This window comes from Paraburkholderia sp. J76 (genome assembly GCF_905220295.1).
Classification (GTDB): domain Bacteria; phylum Pseudomonadota; class Gammaproteobacteria; order Burkholderiales; family Burkholderiaceae; genus Paraburkholderia.
The window spans coordinates 53,052-70,139 of the sequence record NZ_CAJMZJ010000011.1; the positions used below are offsets into that span (position 1 = coordinate 53,052).

Here is a 17,088-nt window from a genome sequence, read left to right on the forward strand (position 1 = left end):
GTAATCTGCCGTCCCACGCCATGGGCCTCGACAATCCACAAGCAGTCCTGCACAAACCGGTCACCCTGCGCGCGGCCCGACCGGGTGCCTTTTGTTTGGGGGCATGAGAAACGCCAGTGCATCGCGCTGCCGTCTCGCGGGGAGAACAAGATGAAAAAGACGAACATTCATCAGTACTGCTATTGGATAAGACGGGGAGCAGGCATGTGTGCGGTGAGCGCGGGCGTGATGTTCCCCGCGATCGCCGCCCACGCCGCAGACGACACCATCAATCCCGTGATCCTGCTCGCCGACGCGCCTTTGCCGGCGAGCGGAGCCGAGGGGTTCGGCGCTTTCGGCGCGCCGGTTGCCGGGCAACCGCCTGCCGTGGGCACCTCGTCGAAAACTGATTCGGAGTCCGATTCAGATATCCTGGCGAGCGACGTTTCCACCGTATTCGCGCCGAACGATTGCATTAGCCGTCCCACAGGCGGCGCGTGTTTTCGGGGCAACGGCGGCGGCGGCCATGGCGGCTCGGGTTCGTCGGCTGGCGGCAGCGGAAGCAGCGGCGGCGCTGCGGGCGCCGCTACGGCCAGCACGGGCGGCCTTGGCCGCAGCGGCAGTTCCAGCGTAGGAGGAACGGGACCGAGCGGCTCGGGAGGCGGTTCCAGCAATTCCGGCGGCGGGAAAGGCGGCGGTGGCAAGGGCGGCGGCGGCAACAGTGGCGGTGGGAACAGCGGCAGTGGCAACAGCGGCGGTGGCAACAGCGGCAGTGGCAACAGCGGCGGCGGCAACAGCGGCAGTGGCAACAGCGGCGGCGGCAATAGCGGCGGTGGCAATAGCGGCGGCAGCAACAGCGGCGGGGGCAACAGCGGCGGTGGAAACAGCGGCGGCAACAGCGGCGGTGGAAACAACGGCGGCGGCAACAATGGCGGTGGCAACAGCGGCGGCGGCAGTTCGAGCGGCTGTGGTTGCGGCGGCCACGGCGGATCGGCAAGTGGCCCTTCGGGCGGCCCCGCAGGCGGATTCGGTGGCGGCTTTGGCGGGGGTTTCGGCGGATTCGGCGGTGGATTCGGCAAGGGTGGACCGTCGGGCGGCCCGGGCGGCGGGTACGGCGGCGGACACGGTGGCGGCCATGGCAGCGGTCATTGAGCCTGTACGGCGGTGCAGGCAGACCGCAGCAGCCACCCCGATCTGGCGCGACGGCCAGGCGCGCCAGTCCTGGCGTCGGCGGCGGCGTCCCGGTCCCCCGGCCGGGCACCGCCGCCGTGGGCCGGTCGCCGGATGCGCGATGCGCGTGGCGTCGCCGGATACCCACGCCCTCTGTCTTCTCGCGATACGCCGGCGCGGGTCATAAGCGCGCGATAAGCGCGTTACTACACTCGCGCGCTACAGCATCTCCAGCGCGCGCTTGCTGCGCGGCGGCTTGAAATACGCGTCGAGCGCCGCGTGTTCTGCGGCATCGAGCACGAGATCGAGCGCGGCACGGTTGTCCCGCACGTGCTCCACGCGCCCCGCCTTCGGAATCGCGCACACGCCCTCTTGACCCAGCACCCACGCCATCGCCACGCGATACACCGACACGCCATGCGCATGAGCAATGTCGTCAAGCGGCGAACGTTTGGGCAAGCGCGCATGATCGACGGGGCTATACGCCATTACCGGCATGCGATGCGCGGCGCTCCACGGCAGCAGGTCGAATTCGGCGCCGCGCCGCGCGATGTTGTAGAGGATCTGGTTGGTCGCGCACGCGTTACCGCCGGGCGCGGCGAACAGTTCTTCCATGTCGTCGGTGTCGAAGTTGCTCACGCCCCAGTGCCGGATCTTGCCCGCGCGCACGAGCGCCTCGAACCCTTCGATCGTCTCTTCGAGCGGCACGCCGCCGCGCCAGTGCAGTAAATAGAGATCGAGGCGGTCGGTGCCAAGCCGTTTCAAGCTCGCCTCGCACGCGCGCGCGACGCCGCCGCGGCTCGCGTTGTGCGGATAAACCTTGCTCACGAGAAACACGTCGTCGCGCAAGCCCTGCAAGGCTTCGCCGACAAGGCGCTCGGTCGCGCCGTCGCCGTACATCTCGGCGGTGTCGATGAGCGTCATGCCGAGCGCCACGCCTTCGCGCAACGCGGCAATTTCCGCGGCGCGATGCGCGCTGCGCTCGCCCATTTCCCACGTGCCCTGTCCGAGCTTTGGAATGCGTTCGCCGTCCGGCAATGCGACGCTTGCGATATAGGTCGACATGATCACCCTTTGCGCGCTGGAACGAACGGCCAGTGTATCGCCTCGCGCGCAATGCGGTCATACGCACTCTCGCAACCCGTTCATTTCCGTGATTGCACGCCGATGACATAAAATTGCCGTTCGCCTTTCATGCCTGCCTCCCATGAACGCACCCACGGAAGACCGCTGGCGCGACCTGCGCCCGGACCCGGACAACGACACGCCGCTGTATCTGCAGCTCGCACGCAAGCTGAGCGTCGCGATTCACGACAATCGCTGGAACGCGGGCGAAGCCCTGCCTTCCGAGCGCGTACTCGCGGAATCGCTCGGCGTTTCGCGCATCACGGCGCGCAAGGCGATCGCGCTGCTCGTCGAGCAGGGACTGATTCGCCGCACGCAAGGCGCGGGCAGCTTCATCACGCCGCGTATCGAAGACCCGCTCTCGCGCCTCACGAGCTTCAGCGAGATGCTGCGCCAGCGCGGTTTCACGCCCAGCTCGCGCTGGCTGTCGCGCGAAATCCAGCCCGCGAGCCGCGACGAGGTGATCCAGCTCGGCCTCTCGCCCGCGGCCGCCGTCACGCGCCTGAAGCGCCTGCGTCTCGCCGACGGCATCGTCATGGCTGTAGAGAACTCCACCTTCCCCGCCGCGCTGATTCCCGATCCGAACGCGATCGGCGACTCGCTCTACAGCTTTCTCGAACAGCGCGGTCTTTCGATCGTGCGCGCGCTGCAACACTTTCGCGCCGTCAACGCGAGCGAGGAAATCTCCCGGCAGATGAGCATCGCGCCCAACGAGGCGCTGCTGCTCATCACGCGCGTGGGCTATACCGCCGATCAGCGCGCCATCGAACTCACCGACACGTACTGCCGCAACGACTACTACGATTTCGTCGCGGAATTGCGCAAGTAGCTCGCGGTTCAGGCGCACGCAGCCGCCTGGTCACCCCACACCGGCGCATCGCTGCCGATCGGCACCGGCGGCCGCGCATGGAACGCGGGCGTGAGTTCGAGCCGCTCGGCGGGCGCCACCGCGCGCACGCGCCCGAACGGCGAATCCATTTCCTCCAGACAATCGGCGAGGTCGGCGGCGCCCACTTCGGGGGCCTGCTGACCGTCTTCGAGCGTGCCCATCGTCTGCAGCCAGCGGCCCGTTTGCGCAAGCGAAAGGCGCACGTGCCAACTGCCGCCTTCGCGTGCGCGCCGCGCGAGCGCGACCATCGCGCCGAACGCCGCGAGATAGCCCGTGGCGTGATCGAGCGCCTGGCACGGCAGCGGACGCGCGGCGGTGAACGGCGGCGCGCCTGCTGCGCCATTGCCGTGTTTCGCCGCGGCGACGCTCTCGGCCCACACGATGCCGCTCGCCGACTGCACAAGGCTGTCGAAGCCGCGCCGCTCGCGCCACGGCCCGCGATGCCCATACGCGCTGATCGACACGCACACGATGCCGGGCCGCAACTGCGCGAGCGCTTCAGGCGTGAAGCCGCGCGCCGCGAGCGCGCCCGGGCGGTAGCCTTGCACGAACACATCGGCGCCCCGAACCAGCGCGCGCAACTGCTCGCACGCGGCTTCGTCGCGCAGGTCGAGCGTGGCCGAGCGCTTGCTGCGGCCGTTGTCGATCACGAGCGGCGCAATGTTCGGCAAATGCGGGCCGTTGATGAGCAGCACGTCCGCGCCATGTTGCCCGAGCGTGCGCCCCGCCACCGGCCCCGCGATGATGCGCGTGAGGTCCAGCACGCGCACGCCTTCCAGAGGGCGCTCGCCCGCTGGCGGCGCTTCGGCGCTCGCATCGCCGATACGCTCGATCTCGAAAAGCGGCAGGCTCGCCACCGCCCCGGCCTGTTCGTGCGCGGCCCATTCGCGCGGCGTGCGCACGAGCGCGGCGCACAGGCCCGCTTGCGCGAGCGCGTCGTCGAGCGCCACGCCTTCCCAGCCGAGGATCGCGCGCGCCACGGCGTCGCGGTCGTCGGCGCACTGGAGCACGCGCAGGATGCCGGCGAGGTGATGGGGGAAGTTCGCGTGTAGTTGAACCCAGCGGCCGTCGCCGGTCGGAAAGTGGCCCGTCACCGGGTGACGCAGTTCCGTGGGCGGCTTGCCGTCCACGCTCAAATAACGCTCGCTGCGAAACGCGGCCAGCGCCCGGCGCACGTCGATCGCCACGCGTTGCGTGCGGCCCGTGCGCAACGCGTGCAGTTGCGCGGCCGCGAGGCCCGCCGCGCCTATGCTCGCCGCCGCGAGCGTACCCACGCGAAAGATCGACGGCAAACCCGGATCGCGGCCTTGCATGTCGAGCCAGTCGAGCGCGGACGGATCGCAGCCCGCCAGCATCCAGAGGTGTTCGAGGGCGTCGCGTGGCGTCATGGCGTGAAGTCCTTGTGCGAGAGAAGTGATGTCACGAATCCTCGCGCCGCTCGAATCCGGGATCAATCTTGATTATCATGATCAACATAGATTGATTTCTCCGGTTCCGGGAGGCGAGCCACCATGTCCAGCTATATGAACGCGCAGGAAGCCGCCGCCGAACTCGGCATCAGCCGGGCCACGCTTTACGCGTATGTGAGTCGCGGACTCATCGCTTCGGCGCCCTCGCCCCATGGCCGCCACAACCGCTACGACGCCGCCGAAGTAAGGCGTCTCGCGCGCCGCAAGGCCGATGGCAAGCGCGCGGGCAAGGTTGCGCAGAAAGTGCTCGACTGGGGCGTGCCCGTGCTCGAATCGTCGATCACGCTAATCGCCGACGGCAAGCTCTTCTATCGCGGGGAGGACGCCATCGCGCTCGCGCGCGAGGCCTCGCTTGAAGAAGTCGCGGCGCGACTCTGGCAATGCACGCCGCGCCGCGTGCTGCAGGCGCCCGAAGCGCCCATCGCGGCCGCTCAATGGTCGGCATGGCTGAAGATCTGGAGCGGACACACGCCGCTCGAACGCGCGCTCGTGCTGTTGCCCGCCGCAGCCGCGCAAATGCCGCGCATCTGGGCGCAAGGCCGCGACGCGCAAATCGATACCGGTGCGATGCTCATGCGCCTGCTCGCGGCGGCGCTCGTTTCGGCCGCGCCGTCGAGCGAGCCGCTGCACCGCCAGCTAGGCGAGGCGTGGGGCGTGCGCTCGCGCGCGCAGACCGACCTGCTGCGCGCGGCGCTCGTGCTGTGCGCGGACCACGAACTGAACGCCTCGACTTTCACGGTGCGCTGCATCACCTCGACCGGCACGCATCTGTTCGGCGCGGCAACGGGCGGCCTGGCCGCGCTGGCCGGGCCGCGCCACGGCGGCGAGACCATGCGCGTGGCCGCGCTCTTCGACGAAGCCGCGCGCGCCGACGACCTGCATCGCTATCTGGCCAGCCGTCTCGCGCCCGACGAACTCGGCGCGGCTGTGCCGCTGTCCGGCTTCGGCCATCCGCTTTATCCCGATGGCGACCCGCGCGCGCGTCTGTTGCTGGACCTGCTGGCGCAACGCGCGCCCGCGCGCTCGCCGATGGACGAAGTCGACGCGCTCGCCCAGGCCGTGGCCGAAACGAGCGGCGCGCGTCCGACGCTCGACTACGCACTCGCAGCGATCGAGCGCGTGCTGGGGCTGCCGCGCGGCGCGGCGTTTACGCTGTTCGCCGCGGGCCGCGTGACGGGCTGGATTGCGCACGCGCTGGAACAGACCGCCGATGGGCGGCTCATACGCCCGCGCGCTCGCTACGTGGGAGAAACGGCGGGCGATATGCGCAACGGTGCGAGGCACCTCGCCTAACACGAGCAGCAAGCTCAACTCGCCGCTCGCGCACCCCACTGCCCGCGCTGCGCCCACCCGCGCAACGCCTCGGCAACGCGCACCGCAACGCCGCTCGCCCCCGCCGCGCGTACGCGTTCCACGTCGACTGGCGCGATCGTCCACGCCGGCGCATCGGCGGTTGCGCCGCCCAGCGCCAGCACGAAACGCGCACCGTCGCGGCCCGCGCTCACGTGCACGCGCACGCCCGCCGCGAGCCCGATCGACTCGCCGGCGCGCAGCCAGTAGTCGCCCGCGTCGCCTGCGATCGTGAGCCAGAGTTCACCCTCGCTCACGTGCAATTGCATTGCCTGAGCGAGCCGCCAGGTTTCGACGGGCTCGCCGTGTTCCAGTTCGAAGATTCGGATTTCGCGCATGGCCGTGCTCCTTGCAGACTGGCCGCCGATCACCCCGGACGGCCGCCGGAAGGCTCGCTGCCAAGGACTTGAAGCGACTTCCCGGTAAGCGCATTATTGCGGTCAGTAAAGGACGGTCCCATGCACAGTTCCGAACAGTTCATCTGGAACTGTGCAGTGAAAAAACCGGACAGTCACCCGCCGCTTCAGCAAGACACCAGCGAGCCCATATGAAACTCGAACTCGACCGCGCGAGCGACGTGCCGCTCACCGACCAGATCGTCACCGGCGTGCAAACCTGGATCCGTTCGCGCGCGGCGCACGCGGGCTCGCGCCTGCCGTCTATCCGCCAGTTCGCCGCCGATTACGCTATCAGCCGCTTTCCCGTAATCGAGGCCTACGACCGGCTCGTCTCGCTCGGCTATCTCGACTCGCGCCACGGCTCGGGCTTCTACGTGAGCGAGCACGCGCGCGCGGGGCTGTCCGGCATGGGCACGTGCGACCTTACGAACGCCGCCGACGAATCCGGACATCTGCTCAACCAGCTCGAACGCGCGGACGAATCGCTCCAGCTCGACAGCGGCTCGATCCCCCAGGCGTGGCGCGATATCGACGCGCTCGGCCAGGCCATTCGCCACGTATCGCGCAGCGACCCGGCGAGCCTAGTCGACTACGGCACGCCAACGGGGGACGCCACGCTGCGCGAGCATTTGCGCAACCGGCTCGCGCCGCTCGGCATCGTCGCCGGGACGCAGCAGATTCTGGTTACCGAAGGCGCGAGCGAGGGCCTCGACCTGCTCATGCGCTACATGCTCAAGCCCGGCGATACGGCGTTCGTCGAAGACCCCGGCTATTACAACCTGTACGGGCTGCTCAAGCTGCACGGCGTGCGCCTCGTGGGCATCCGCCGCACGGCGAGCGGCCCCGATCTCGACCATCTGCACGCGATGCTCGCCGAACACCGCCCGCGCGCGTTCTTCGTCAACACGGTGTTCCACAACCCGACCGGCTCGACGATCTCGCCGCCCGTGGCGTTCCGCTTGCTGCAGCTTGCGCGGGAGCACCGCTTCACGATCGTCGAAGACGACATCTACGCCGATTTCCAGGCCGATCCCACCGACCGCCTCGCGGCGCTCGACCAGTTCGAACACGTCGTGTACGTGGGAGGCCTCTCGAAGACGCTCTCCTCGGCGCTGCGCGTGGGCTACGTGGTGGCCAGCCCGGCGATCGTGCGCGATCTCGCGGCCATCAAGGCGCTGACCACCATCAGCGGCTCGCGCTTCACGCAGGCCGTCGCCGCCACGCTGCTGGAACGGGGCGCGTACCGCAAATACCTGGAGCGGCTGCGACGGCGCATCGCCGAGGCGCAAGGGTCGGCCACGCGCACGCTCGAAGCGCATGGGTGGGAACTGTTCGGGGGCCCGGTGTCGGCGGCACCGGCGGCGCGCGGGTATGCGCAGACGGGCGGCAAGTTCGTCTGGGCGCGCGTGCCGCACGTGGAGGATTCCACGCGGCTCGCGGCCTGCGGCGAGCCGCTCGGCGTGGCGGTGTCGCCGGGCAGCCACTTCCGCCCGCACGGCGAGGCGAGCCCGTGGATCCGTATCAACGTGGCGCTCACGCTCGATCCGCGCGCCCAGGCGTTCTTCGCGGCGGCAACGCGTCTCGGCGAATAGCACACTAGCGCGGCGGGCGCGGTGGACAGGCTGCGCCCCGTGCCGTGCCGTCTGCGCGCGCACGCCATTTTCCCTACAATGGCGCTTGCCTGCGCGCCCCTCTCCTGCCCCATGTCCGAATCCATCGCTGCGTCCAGCAACGCCCCGTCGCCCCGCTCGTTGTCCGTGATGCTGTGGCTCGTCGCCACCGGCTTCTTCATGCAGACCCTCGATTCGACCATCGTCAATACGGCGCTGCCGGCAATGGCGAAGAGTCTTGGCGAATTGCCGTTGCGCATGCAATCGGTCGTGATCGCGTACTCGCTCACGATGGCCGTGATGATTCCCGTATCGGGCTGGCTCGCGGACAAACTCGGCACCCGGCGCGTATTTCTCGGCGCGATTTTCGTGTTCGCGCTCGGCTCGCTCCTGTGCGCGAGCGCGCATACGCTGAATCAGCTCGTGGCCTCGCGCGTCGCGCAGGGCGTGGGCGGCGCGATGCTGCTGCCGGTCGGGCGGCTCGCCGTGCTGCGCACGTTTCCCGCCGAGCGCTATCTGCCCGCACTCTCGTTCGTGGCGATTCCAGGGCTGATCGGCCCGCTCATCGGCCCGACGCTCGGCGGCTGGCTCGTGCAGATCGCCTCGTGGCACTGGATCTTTCTCATCAACGTGCCGGTGGGCGTGGTGGGCTGCATCGCCACCTTCATCTTCATGCCCGACAGCCGCAACCCCGACACGCCGCGCTTCGACCTGCCGGGCTACCTGCTGCTCGTCATCGGCATGCTCGCCATTTCGTTCGCGCTCGACGGGCGCAGCGAATTCGGCATCCAGCACGCCACCGTGCTCGTGCTTTTCATCCTCTCGCTCGCCGCGTTCGTGGCCTACGGATTGCACGCGGTGCGCACGCCGCAGCCGATCTTTTCGCTCGATCTCTTCAAGATCCACACCTTCAGCGTGGGACTGCTCGGCAACCTGTTCGCGCGCATCGGCAGCGGCGCGATGCCGTATCTGATTCCGCTGCTTTTGCAGGTGGCGCTCGGCTACACCGCCTTCCAGGCCGGCCTCATGATGCTGCCCACGGCCGCGGCGGGCATGTTCTCCAAGCGGCTCGTCACCTATCTCATCATGCGCTACGGCTACCGCAGCGTGCTGGTCGCGAACACGGTGCTCGTGGGCCTCATGATGGCGAGCTTCGCGCTCTCCACACCGGGCGAGCCGCTGTGGATGCGCATCGCGCAACTGGCGATTTTCGGCGCGGTGAACTCGATGCAATTCACGGCGATGAACACGCTCACGCTCAAGGATCTCGGCACGGGCGGCGCGAGCAGCGGCAACAGCCTCTTCTCGCTCGTGCAGATGCTTTCGATGAGTCTCGGCGTGACCGTCGCGGGCGCGCTGCTCACCACCTTCACGGGCATCATGAGTCACAAGACCGGCGAGAACGTGATTCCGTCGTTCCATGCGACGTTCATTTGCGTGGGCATCATCACGGCGGGGTCGTCGTGGATCTTCGCGCAGCTTTCTTCGGATGTGCGGCGCACGGCGAAGAAAACCGACCCGTCCGAGCGCACCTGACAAACCCGAGACTGCACTGAGCCTGCGCCGCTGCCGCGCGCACCGCGACGGTGCGGCGCGCCTCGCGGCCGTGCGTCGCCGGCGTTCGCGCCGGGTTTCAGGCACCAAGCCGGCACCCTCGCGGCACCCTCGCCGCTCCGTCCTGAAATAGCGCAGGCGCCAGCCCGCGGCGCTTTCGCCACGGGGCCTGGACTCGCATACTTTTTGCTGTCCTATCCTGTAAACTTGACGCTCACGCGTTCCGCCCGTCACGTCCGTCCCGCGCGCCATCGAAACGAAATGACCAGCATGATCGACATCGATCCTCCCGGCTTCCAGTCGCGCCCCATCGCGGGCGAAGAAGGCGCCCGCCGCACCGTGCTGTACGGCGGCTACACCGTCTTCAGCGTGTTCCAGCCCGTGTTTTCGGTCGCGCACCGGCGCGCGATCGGCTATCACGCCTCGCTGCGCGCGCACGATGAACAGGGTCAGCAGGCGCCGTCGCAGGAGGTGTTCACGCAGGCGGCGCGGCGCGGCGACCTGCTCGAACTGGGGCGTCTCGCGGAATCGCTGCATCTGGGCAACTTCAACGCGTTCGATTCGCATGACGAATGGCTCTTTCTGAGCCTGCATCCGGCCGCGCTGATGGACACGAGCTACGGCGACGCCCTGCTCGCCGGGCTCAAGGCGCTCGGCCTGCAGCCGCAGCGCGTGGTGCTCGAAGTGTCGGAGCAGGCGGGCGGCGAGAATTCGCGCTTCGCGGAGATCATCGACGGATTGCGCAAGGCGGGCTTCGTGATCGCGCTCGACGGCTTCGGCGCGAAGCATTCGAACATCGACCGCGTGTGGCAGCTACGGCCCGACATCGTCACGCTCGACCGCAGCCTGCTCGCCCAGGCGAGCCGCCACGCGCACATCGAGCGGGTGCTGCCGGGGCTCGTCTCGATGCTGCACGAGTCGGGGCAACTCGTGCTCGTGGGCGGTCTCTCGACCGAGCGCGACGCGCTGATCGCGCTGGAAAGCAACGCCGACTTCGTGCAGGGCGCGTATTTCGCGCGGCCCGACGTCGAGCCGGTGCCCCCGGCCAAGGCCGCGCAGCTCATGGACGATCTATCGGCGCGCCTGCGCGAGCGCGTGGCCGCGCGCGAGCGCTCGCAGTCCGCGCGCCTCGCGCCGTACGTGAGCGCCATCGAAGCGGCGGCAAAGCAGCTTGCCGAAGGCGTGAACATGAACGACGCCACACTGCCGCTGCTCGGTCTCGACGATACGGCGCGCTGCTTTCTGCTCGATGCGTCGGGCCGCCAGATCGGCGACAACGTGCTGCCCGACGGCCGCACGTCGCAACGCGCCAAGCGCTTCCGGCCGCTCCTGCATTCGGAAGGCGCAAGCTGGGAGCGGCGGCCGTACTTCATCGGCGCGATGAAAGCGCCGGGCCGCGTGCAGTTCACGCCTCCTTATCTGTCGATCAACGAGGCGCACCTGTGCGTCACGGCGTCGGCGGCCGTGCAGACGGAACACGGCGTGCACGTGCTGTGCGTCGACATCAACTGGGATGCGGCCTTGCGCGGCTAACGTTCAAGCCAGTACGAGCGGTTGCGCAAGCATCGTCGTGTAGTCGTGCGCGCTGGACGCGCGAGCGCTGACGGAAAGCGTGGAGACGCACGCCGCGCCGTCGCTCGCCGCAAGCCGGGCGAGCAGCTTGCGCACCGCTTCGCCGCCGAAAGCCGCATTGGCCGCCTGTAGCGCGCTACCCTCCTGCATTGCCGCCACGCAAACGACCGGCTCGGGCGAGCCGTCACGGTCGTCGCGCACATGCAGCCAGGCCGCCAGCACGCCATTCTGCGCGACAAGCGCCACGCCGGGCTGGCCGTCCAGCGCCAGCGCCTCGGCGCGCAGCGCACGCGCGGTTGGCGCTTCCCGTGTCGCGCGAGCAGGGTCCGCGGCTTCGGCCATGCTCGCCACGACCAGCGCCGTTGCCGTCACGCCCAGCAAATCCATCAATCCCGCGCGGTCCTGCGCATGCAGCACGTCGCGCAACCGCTCGACGGTACGCGCGTGCCGCGCCTTGTCCGCGGGAGCCGCTTGCGTCGCGGCCTCGCGGGCGAGCCGCACTCGGGCGCGCCGCACGATCTGGCGGCAATGTTCGCTCGTGCAACCGGTGAGCGCGCCGATCTGCGCGTAGTCGCACTCAAACGCCTCGCGCAGCACGAACACGGCCTGCTCGAGCGGCCCCAGCCTTTCGAGCAGGAGCAGCAACGCGTCCGAGAAGCGGCGCCCGCGCAAGCCGGCCTCTTCCGCCGAGGGCGCCGCGTCGTCGAGCCACGCCGCCTCGCTCGCCGCCCCGCTTGCCACCTCGTTGGCGCCCGCATTCTCGCGGCGCAAACGCCGCAGCCGGTCGATTGCGAGACGCACCGTGACCGTGGCGAGCCACGCCTGGGGCGCGCGCAAGGCTGGCGCGTCGGCGTCGCGCCAGCGGAACCACGCGTCCTGCACGACGTCCTCCGCCTCCGCGCGGCTGCCCAGCACGCGCGCGGCCAGCGCAATGAGCCGCCCGCGCGCCTCGCCGAAGGCGGCGGCGCGGCGCGCGTCCGTCCACGCCGCTTCTGCGCGCCCGGCATCCGCCGGACTGGCTGCTTCGATTGTGTCGATTTTGTCGATCGCGTGCGTCATTCGCTTCGCTCCTTCGCCATGCGTTCGCGTGCGTCCTTTCCCTCATGACGTTCGGCACGAGGCCGACGTGACAGCCCTGCGCAAAAATATTTTCGTCACGCGGCGCACGCGCCGGCCGTCATGGCAGGAGCGGCGCAATCGCGCCGCCAACGAGAAAACATCGAGGACACTCATGCCATCTTTCGCACACCATCATGCAGCAATGCCGCCGAGCGCGCTCAATCTCGTCCCGACCGTGATCGAAACCTCGGGGCGCGGCGAGCGCGCCTACGACATCTACTCGCGCCTGCTGCGCGAGCGCATCGTGTTCCTTGTCGGGCCGGTGACCGAGCAGAGTGCGAGCCTCGTGGTCGCGCAACTGCTCTTTCTCGAAGCGGAAAACGCCGACAAGGACATCAGCCTCTATATCAACTCGCCGGGCGGTTCGGTCTACGATGGACTCGCTATTTACGACACGATGCAATTCATCAAGCCCGACGTCTCCACGCTATGCACCGGCTTCGCGGCCAGCATGGGTTCGTTTCTGCTCGCTGCGGGCGCGCATGGAAAACGCTTCGCACTGCCAAACGCACGCATCATGATCCATCAGCCTTCGGGTGGCAGCCAGGGCACCGCCGCCGATGTCGAACTGCAGGCGCGCGAAATCCTTTATCTGCGCGAGCGCCTGAACGCGATGCTCGCCGCTCGCACCGGACGCAGCATCGAGCAGATCGCGCAGGACAGCGACCGCGACAACTTCATGTCGGCGCGGGCCGCGGCGGAATATGGCTTGATCGACCGCGTGATCGAGTCGCGCGAAGAACCGCTGCTGCGCTAGGGCCTGTTCACGCTCGTCACAGGCCCTAAGCGAGCCGCACCGCGAGCCAGGCTGCCAGCACGCCCTTGTACTCGGCGACCAGCAGCTTGCGCTCCTTCGGTTTCGCTGCGGCGTAGAGCGGATTGAGGCTCTTGATGACTTGCAGCATGACTTCGGCCACGCGATAGGCGTCGTCGGGCGAAAGCGCAGGCTGATAGCGCAAAAAGAGCGCCGTGAAACGCTGGCGCAGCAGATTGCGCACGGCCGCATCGCGCCTGAAGCCGAGCGGCACGGAAAGCAGGGGCAAATATGCGGGATAGTGGTGCATCAGATCGACCATCAGGTCGAACAGGCGCTCGACCAGCTCCGCGAGCGGCAGCTTGCCGGCATCGTCGTGCGCGGCGATGAGCGCGCTCCAGCGCGCGTCCATTTCGTCGCCGTAACGCTTGCGCAGCGCCAGCGCCAGCGCCTCCTTGTTCGGAAAGTACTGGTACGCCGCGCCCACCGAAACGCCCGCTTGCTGCGCGATCTGCGTCATCGTCGCCGCTTCGAAGCCGCGTTCGGCGAAGGCTTCGCCTGCGGCTTCGAGCAGCGCCTCAACCGTGCGCGCCGCGCGTTCCTGGCGCGGCACGCGCCGTGCGTTTTCGCGCGGATCCTCTTTTTGCGCCTCCTTGCGCGCGAGCGGGTCTGCCGCCATATCTGAAGCCTCCTTCATATTCGTGTATGATTATGTGAAGCCATCCTCACATACAGGTGAACCATGACGCAAGCACTTTCACTGAACGCGCGCACCACGGCGCTCGTGATGATCGACCTTCAGCACGGCATCGTGAGCCGCCCGGTCGCGCCCTATAGCGGCGCGCAGGTCGTGGCCAACGCCCGGCCGCTCGCCGACGCATTGCGCGCCAGGGGCGCCACCGTGGTCTGGGTTCACGTGCTCCTGAACGAACTGCTCGCCCTGCCCGCCGACGCACCAGGCCGCACGCCCGACACGCCGCGCGCCCCGGACGAAGCGTCGGAACTCGTGCCGGAGATCGGCGTGCAAGCCGGCGACGTGATCATCGCGAAGCGCCAATGGGGCGCGTTCTACGGCACCAATCTCGAACAGCAACTGCGCCGCCGCGGCATCGACACTATCGTGATCGGCGGTATCGCGACGAACTTCGGCGTCGAGTCCACCGCGCGCGCGGCGTTCGATCTCGGCTTCAGGCTCGTGTTCGTCGAGGACGCCACTTCCGGCCTGAACGAAGAGATGCATCACTTCTCGTTCAACAAGCTGTTCCCGCACATGGGTCACGTGCGCACGACGCAGGACACCATCGCGGCCTTTGCGTAAAACCGCTTTTGCACTAAAGCTTCGCGCCAAAACAAAAAGCCCTCGATTCGCATCGAGGGCTTTTTTGCATGCGCCGCAGCGAGTGCGGCGTACAACACAGGCTTCGTATTACGCGAAGTTTTGCGCTGCGAAGTCCCAGTTTGCGATGTTCCAGAACGCTTCGACGAACTTCGGACGCGCGTTGCGGTAATCGATGTAGTAAGCGTGTTCCCACACGTCGATCGTGAGGAGCGCCTTCGCGTCGGTCGTGAGCGGCGTGGCGGCGTTGCTGGTCGACACGATGTCGAGCGAGCCGTCTGCCTTCTTCACGAGCCACGTCCAGCCCGAGCCGAAGTTGCCCACGGCAGCCTTCGTAAAGGCTTCCTTGAACGCGTCATAGGAACCCCACTTCGCGTTGATCGCGTCGCCGAGCGCGCCCGACGGTGCGCCGCCGCCTTGCGGCGAGAGGCAGTTCCAGAAGAAGGTGTGATTCCAGACTTGCGCCGAGTTGTTGAACACGCCACCCGACGACTTCTTGACGATTTCTTCGAGCGAAAGCTTTTCGAATTCGGTGCCCGGAATCAGGTTGTTCAGATTCGTGACGTAAGCCTGGTGATGCTTGCCGTAGTGGTAATCAAGCGTCTCTTCCGACATATGCGGAGCGAGGGCATTCTTCGCGAACGGCAGCGGCGGGAGCGTAAATGACATGATGCGGTTCCTTCGTCGTGTTATGGGGAGTTCTGCGTGAAGTTCTACATAGTCGCCGGCATGGAGCACTCGATTGTAGGCGAGTTGGAATAACCCCGCAAACGCGCGGCCTTTATGGCGGATATCGTTTGGGCGGGGCTTTTGCGGATGAACCGCAATGCGGTTTTCGCCGATGCAATGGCGCTCGGGCAACGCATTCCATGCAATGCAACAACGATCGTTCGCTGCCGCGCTTTTTTCGTCGGGCAGCGAGCGATCGTGCGTTTGAGCCGGTGCTTTCGTGCAGCAAGCAGCGCGCCTGACTGCGCGCGCCTTTCAGAAACCGTCGGCGAGACGCGGCTGGACGTCGGCGAGCGAAACGTCGGCGCTGCCTTGGGCAAGGTGCACGGTGAGGCGCTTGCCGGGCTTGAGCGTGGCGGGCGAGCGCACGGCCGCGCCGCTTTGCGCGTCGAGCAGCGCCGCATAGCCGCGCTCGAACGTGCGTTGCGGGCTCAGCACTTCGAGCCGCGCCGTGAGTTCCGAAACGCGCGCCGCCTCGCGCTCGCGCTGGCGCGCGAAAGCGCCATCCAGGCGCCGTTCGAGCGACTCCAACCGGGCGCGCTGAGCGGCGGCGTCGGGCCGCGCGCGCTGCCAGCGCATCCGCACGACGTTCAGGCGCGCGCGCGCCTCCGCGCTGGCACGCGAGCCCGCCGACGCGAGCCGTATCGTCAACTGGCGCAAGTGCGTGCGCTGCTGCGCAAGCCGCTCGACGGGCGACACGAGCCGGCGCGCCAGCCAGTCGAGCTGCTGCGCGCGCCGTTCGAGCAGACGGCCGAAATCGCGCGCGAGCGCGGTATGGCGCTGGTCGAGGTCGCGCAGCAACAGCGTGCGTTGCGGACTGACGAGTTCGGCCGCGCCCGTGGGAGTTGGCGCGCGCACGTCGGCGGCGAAATCGGCGATCGTGAAATCGGTTTCGTGGCCCACGCCGCTCACCACGGGAATGGCGCTCGTGGTGATCGCGCGTGCCAGCGCTTCGTCGTTGAACGACCAGAGGTCCTCGATCGAGCCGCCTCCACGGCATAGCACGAGCACGTCCACTTCGTTGCGCGCGTTCGCGGTTTCCAGCATCGCCGTGAGCTTTTCCGCGGAGCCCGCGCCCTGCACCGGCGCCGGATAAATGATCACCGGCACGTGCGGCGCGCGGCGGCACAGCGTGGTGAGCACGTCGCGCAGCGCGGCGGCCTGCATCGACGTAATCACGCCGATGGCGCGCGGATGCGAGGGCAGCGCGCGCTTGCGCCCGGGGTCGAAGAGCCCTTCGGATTCGAGTTGCGCCTTCAGTCGCAAGAAGGCTTCATAGAGGCGGCCCTGACCGGTGCGCCGCACGGCCTCGACGTTGAGCTGGAGTTCGCCGCGCGGCTCGTACATCGTGACGAGCGCGCGCACTTCGATGCGGTCGCCTTCGCGCGGCGTGAATTCGGCGTATTGCGCGCGGCCGCGGAACATCACGCAGCGAATCTGCGCCTGGGCGTCCTTGATCGAGAAATACCAGTGGCCGCTCGCGGCGCGCGTAAAGTTGGACACTTCGCCGGAAATCCATGCAAGCGGGAACGTGCGCTCGAGCATCGAGGCGATCGCCCGGTTGAGGGCGGAGACCGGCACGACGACGTCGCCCGATGGCGCGGAGGAAGCGGAGAAGCGGTCGGATAGCATGCGAAAGGGTGTGGAGAAACATCAGCCGGACAGACGATAGACCGTTCGGGGGGCGGTAGTCCAGCACGAATGAGACCTGGCCCGCAAGTCCCGCGAAGTGTCCACATCGGCGCTGTCATGCGTCAAGATGACCGCACGCCGCCCGCAAACGCAGGAAAAACAGCCCATCTCTTTGATTTTTATACGATTTTTATCTCCATAATATACCGATAGGCCGATGGAGAGGCCGGATAACGGGGCTTTCAGCCTTCCCGGCACTGACTTCTCCACAAAGTTATCCACAAGCGGCGGTTTTTCGCGCGTTTCACGCGTTTCGCGCGGTTTGCGCGCAGCCGGCAAGGACGCCGGGCCCGGCAACTTGCCGCGCGGCGCCTACCCGCGCTAGAGTGCCGGGTTCCCTTG

15 protein-coding genes are annotated in these 17,088 nt (G+C 67.9%); 8 read left to right on the top strand and 7 right to left on the bottom strand.

Annotated features, from left to right (window positions below; all coding sequences use genetic code 11):
- Nucleotides 1–150: 150 nt before the first annotated feature.
- On the top strand, nt 151–1,131 hold the full coding sequence (locus tag U5768_RS20935; protein ID WP_322032312.1) for a hypothetical protein: 981 nt from the start codon (nt 151–153) through the stop codon (nt 1,129–1,131).
- A 237-nt stretch (nt 1,132–1,368) separates the two neighbouring features.
- Here the strand turns inward: U5768_RS20935 and U5768_RS20940 are convergent, their stop codons facing one another.
- Nucleotides 1,369–2,214 carry an aldo/keto reductase gene (locus tag U5768_RS20940; RefSeq protein ID WP_322032313.1) on the bottom strand — a complete coding sequence of 282 codons (846 nt, stop codon included), beginning with the start codon at nt 2,212–2,214 and terminating at the stop codon, nt 1,369–1,371.
- 142 nt (nt 2,215–2,356) lie between these two features.
- Here U5768_RS20940 and U5768_RS20945 point away from each other — a divergent pair, with 142 nt between their 5' ends.
- Nucleotides 2,357–3,103, top strand: coding sequence for a GntR family transcriptional regulator (locus U5768_RS20945; RefSeq protein ID WP_322032314.1), 747 nt, complete (start codon nt 2,357–2,359; stop codon nt 3,101–3,103).
- A gap of 8 nt (nt 3,104–3,111) precedes the next feature.
- On the opposite strand, the gene U5768_RS20950 is transcribed toward U5768_RS20945, so the two are convergent.
- Entirely contained in the window at nt 3,112–4,551 is a 1,440-nt protein-coding gene (locus tag U5768_RS20950) for a CoA transferase (RefSeq protein ID WP_322032315.1), read from the bottom strand.
- Between the two features lie 123 nt (nt 4,552–4,674).
- On the opposite strand from U5768_RS20950, the gene U5768_RS20955 reads away from it, so the two are divergent.
- Nucleotides 4,675–5,925 carry a citrate synthase family protein gene (locus U5768_RS20955; protein ID WP_322032316.1) on the top strand — a complete coding sequence of 417 codons (1,251 nt, stop codon included), beginning with the start codon at nt 4,675–4,677 and terminating at the stop codon, nt 5,923–5,925.
- A gap of 14 nt (nt 5,926–5,939) precedes the next feature.
- Here U5768_RS20955 and U5768_RS20960 read toward each other — a convergent pair whose 3' ends face one another.
- Nucleotides 5,940–6,320, bottom strand: a complete 381-nt coding sequence (locus U5768_RS20960; RefSeq protein ID WP_322032317.1) for a DUF2917 domain-containing protein — start codon at nt 6,318–6,320, stop codon at nt 5,940–5,942.
- 209 nt (nt 6,321–6,529) lie between these two features.
- Between U5768_RS20960 and U5768_RS20965 the strand changes: the two genes are divergently transcribed.
- The 3 genes from U5768_RS20965 (at nt 6,530) to U5768_RS20975 (ending at nt 11,077) form a co-directional block, all read left to right on the top strand.
- Nucleotides 6,530–7,972, top strand: coding sequence for a PLP-dependent aminotransferase family protein (locus tag U5768_RS20965; RefSeq protein ID WP_322032318.1), 1,443 nt, complete (start codon nt 6,530–6,532; stop codon nt 7,970–7,972).
- Between the two features lie 111 nt (nt 7,973–8,083).
- Nucleotides 8,084–9,526: a multidrug transporter subunit MdtD gene (gene mdtD, locus U5768_RS20970; protein WP_322032319.1), complete on the top strand. Its 1,443-nt coding sequence runs from the start codon at nt 8,084–8,086 to the stop codon at nt 9,524–9,526.
- A 279-nt stretch (nt 9,527–9,805) separates the two neighbouring features.
- Nucleotides 9,806–11,077 carry an EAL domain-containing protein gene (locus U5768_RS20975; RefSeq protein WP_322032320.1) on the top strand — a complete coding sequence of 424 codons (1,272 nt, stop codon included), beginning with the start codon at nt 9,806–9,808 and terminating at the stop codon, nt 11,075–11,077.
- 3 nt (nt 11,078–11,080) lie between these two features.
- Here the strand turns inward: U5768_RS20975 and U5768_RS20980 are convergent, their stop codons facing one another.
- A complete protein-coding gene (locus U5768_RS20980) occupies nt 11,081–12,175 on the bottom strand; it encodes a sigma-70 family RNA polymerase sigma factor (RefSeq protein ID WP_322032321.1) in 1,095 nt (364 codons plus the stop codon).
- 172 nt (nt 12,176–12,347) lie between these two features.
- On the opposite strand from U5768_RS20980, the gene clpP reads away from it, so the two are divergent.
- Nucleotides 12,348–12,992 (top strand): ATP-dependent Clp endopeptidase proteolytic subunit ClpP, encoded by a 645-nt coding sequence (gene clpP, locus U5768_RS20985; RefSeq protein ID WP_322032322.1) that lies wholly within the window; start codon nt 12,348–12,350, stop codon nt 12,990–12,992.
- 25 nt (nt 12,993–13,017) lie between these two features.
- Here clpP and U5768_RS20990 read toward each other — a convergent pair whose 3' ends face one another.
- On the bottom strand, nt 13,018–13,668 hold the full coding sequence (locus U5768_RS20990; RefSeq protein WP_322032323.1) for a TetR/AcrR family transcriptional regulator: 651 nt from the start codon (nt 13,666–13,668) through the stop codon (nt 13,018–13,020).
- Nucleotides 13,669–13,731: 63 nt separating this feature from the next.
- Between U5768_RS20990 and U5768_RS20995 the strand changes: the two genes are divergently transcribed.
- On the top strand, nt 13,732–14,307 hold the full coding sequence (locus tag U5768_RS20995; protein ID WP_322032324.1) for an isochorismatase family protein: 576 nt from the start codon (nt 13,732–13,734) through the stop codon (nt 14,305–14,307).
- 108 nt (nt 14,308–14,415) lie between these two features.
- Here U5768_RS20995 and sodB read toward each other — a convergent pair whose 3' ends face one another.
- Both sodB and xseA read right to left on the bottom strand, forming a co-directional pair.
- Nucleotides 14,416–14,994, bottom strand: coding sequence for a superoxide dismutase [Fe] (sodB, locus tag U5768_RS21000; protein WP_322032325.1), 579 nt, complete (start codon nt 14,992–14,994; stop codon nt 14,416–14,418).
- Between the two features lie 315 nt (nt 14,995–15,309).
- Entirely contained in the window at nt 15,310–16,686 is a 1,377-nt protein-coding gene (gene xseA / locus U5768_RS21005; RefSeq protein WP_322032326.1) for an exodeoxyribonuclease VII large subunit, read from the bottom strand.
- Nucleotides 16,687–17,088: the final 402 nt, after the last annotated feature.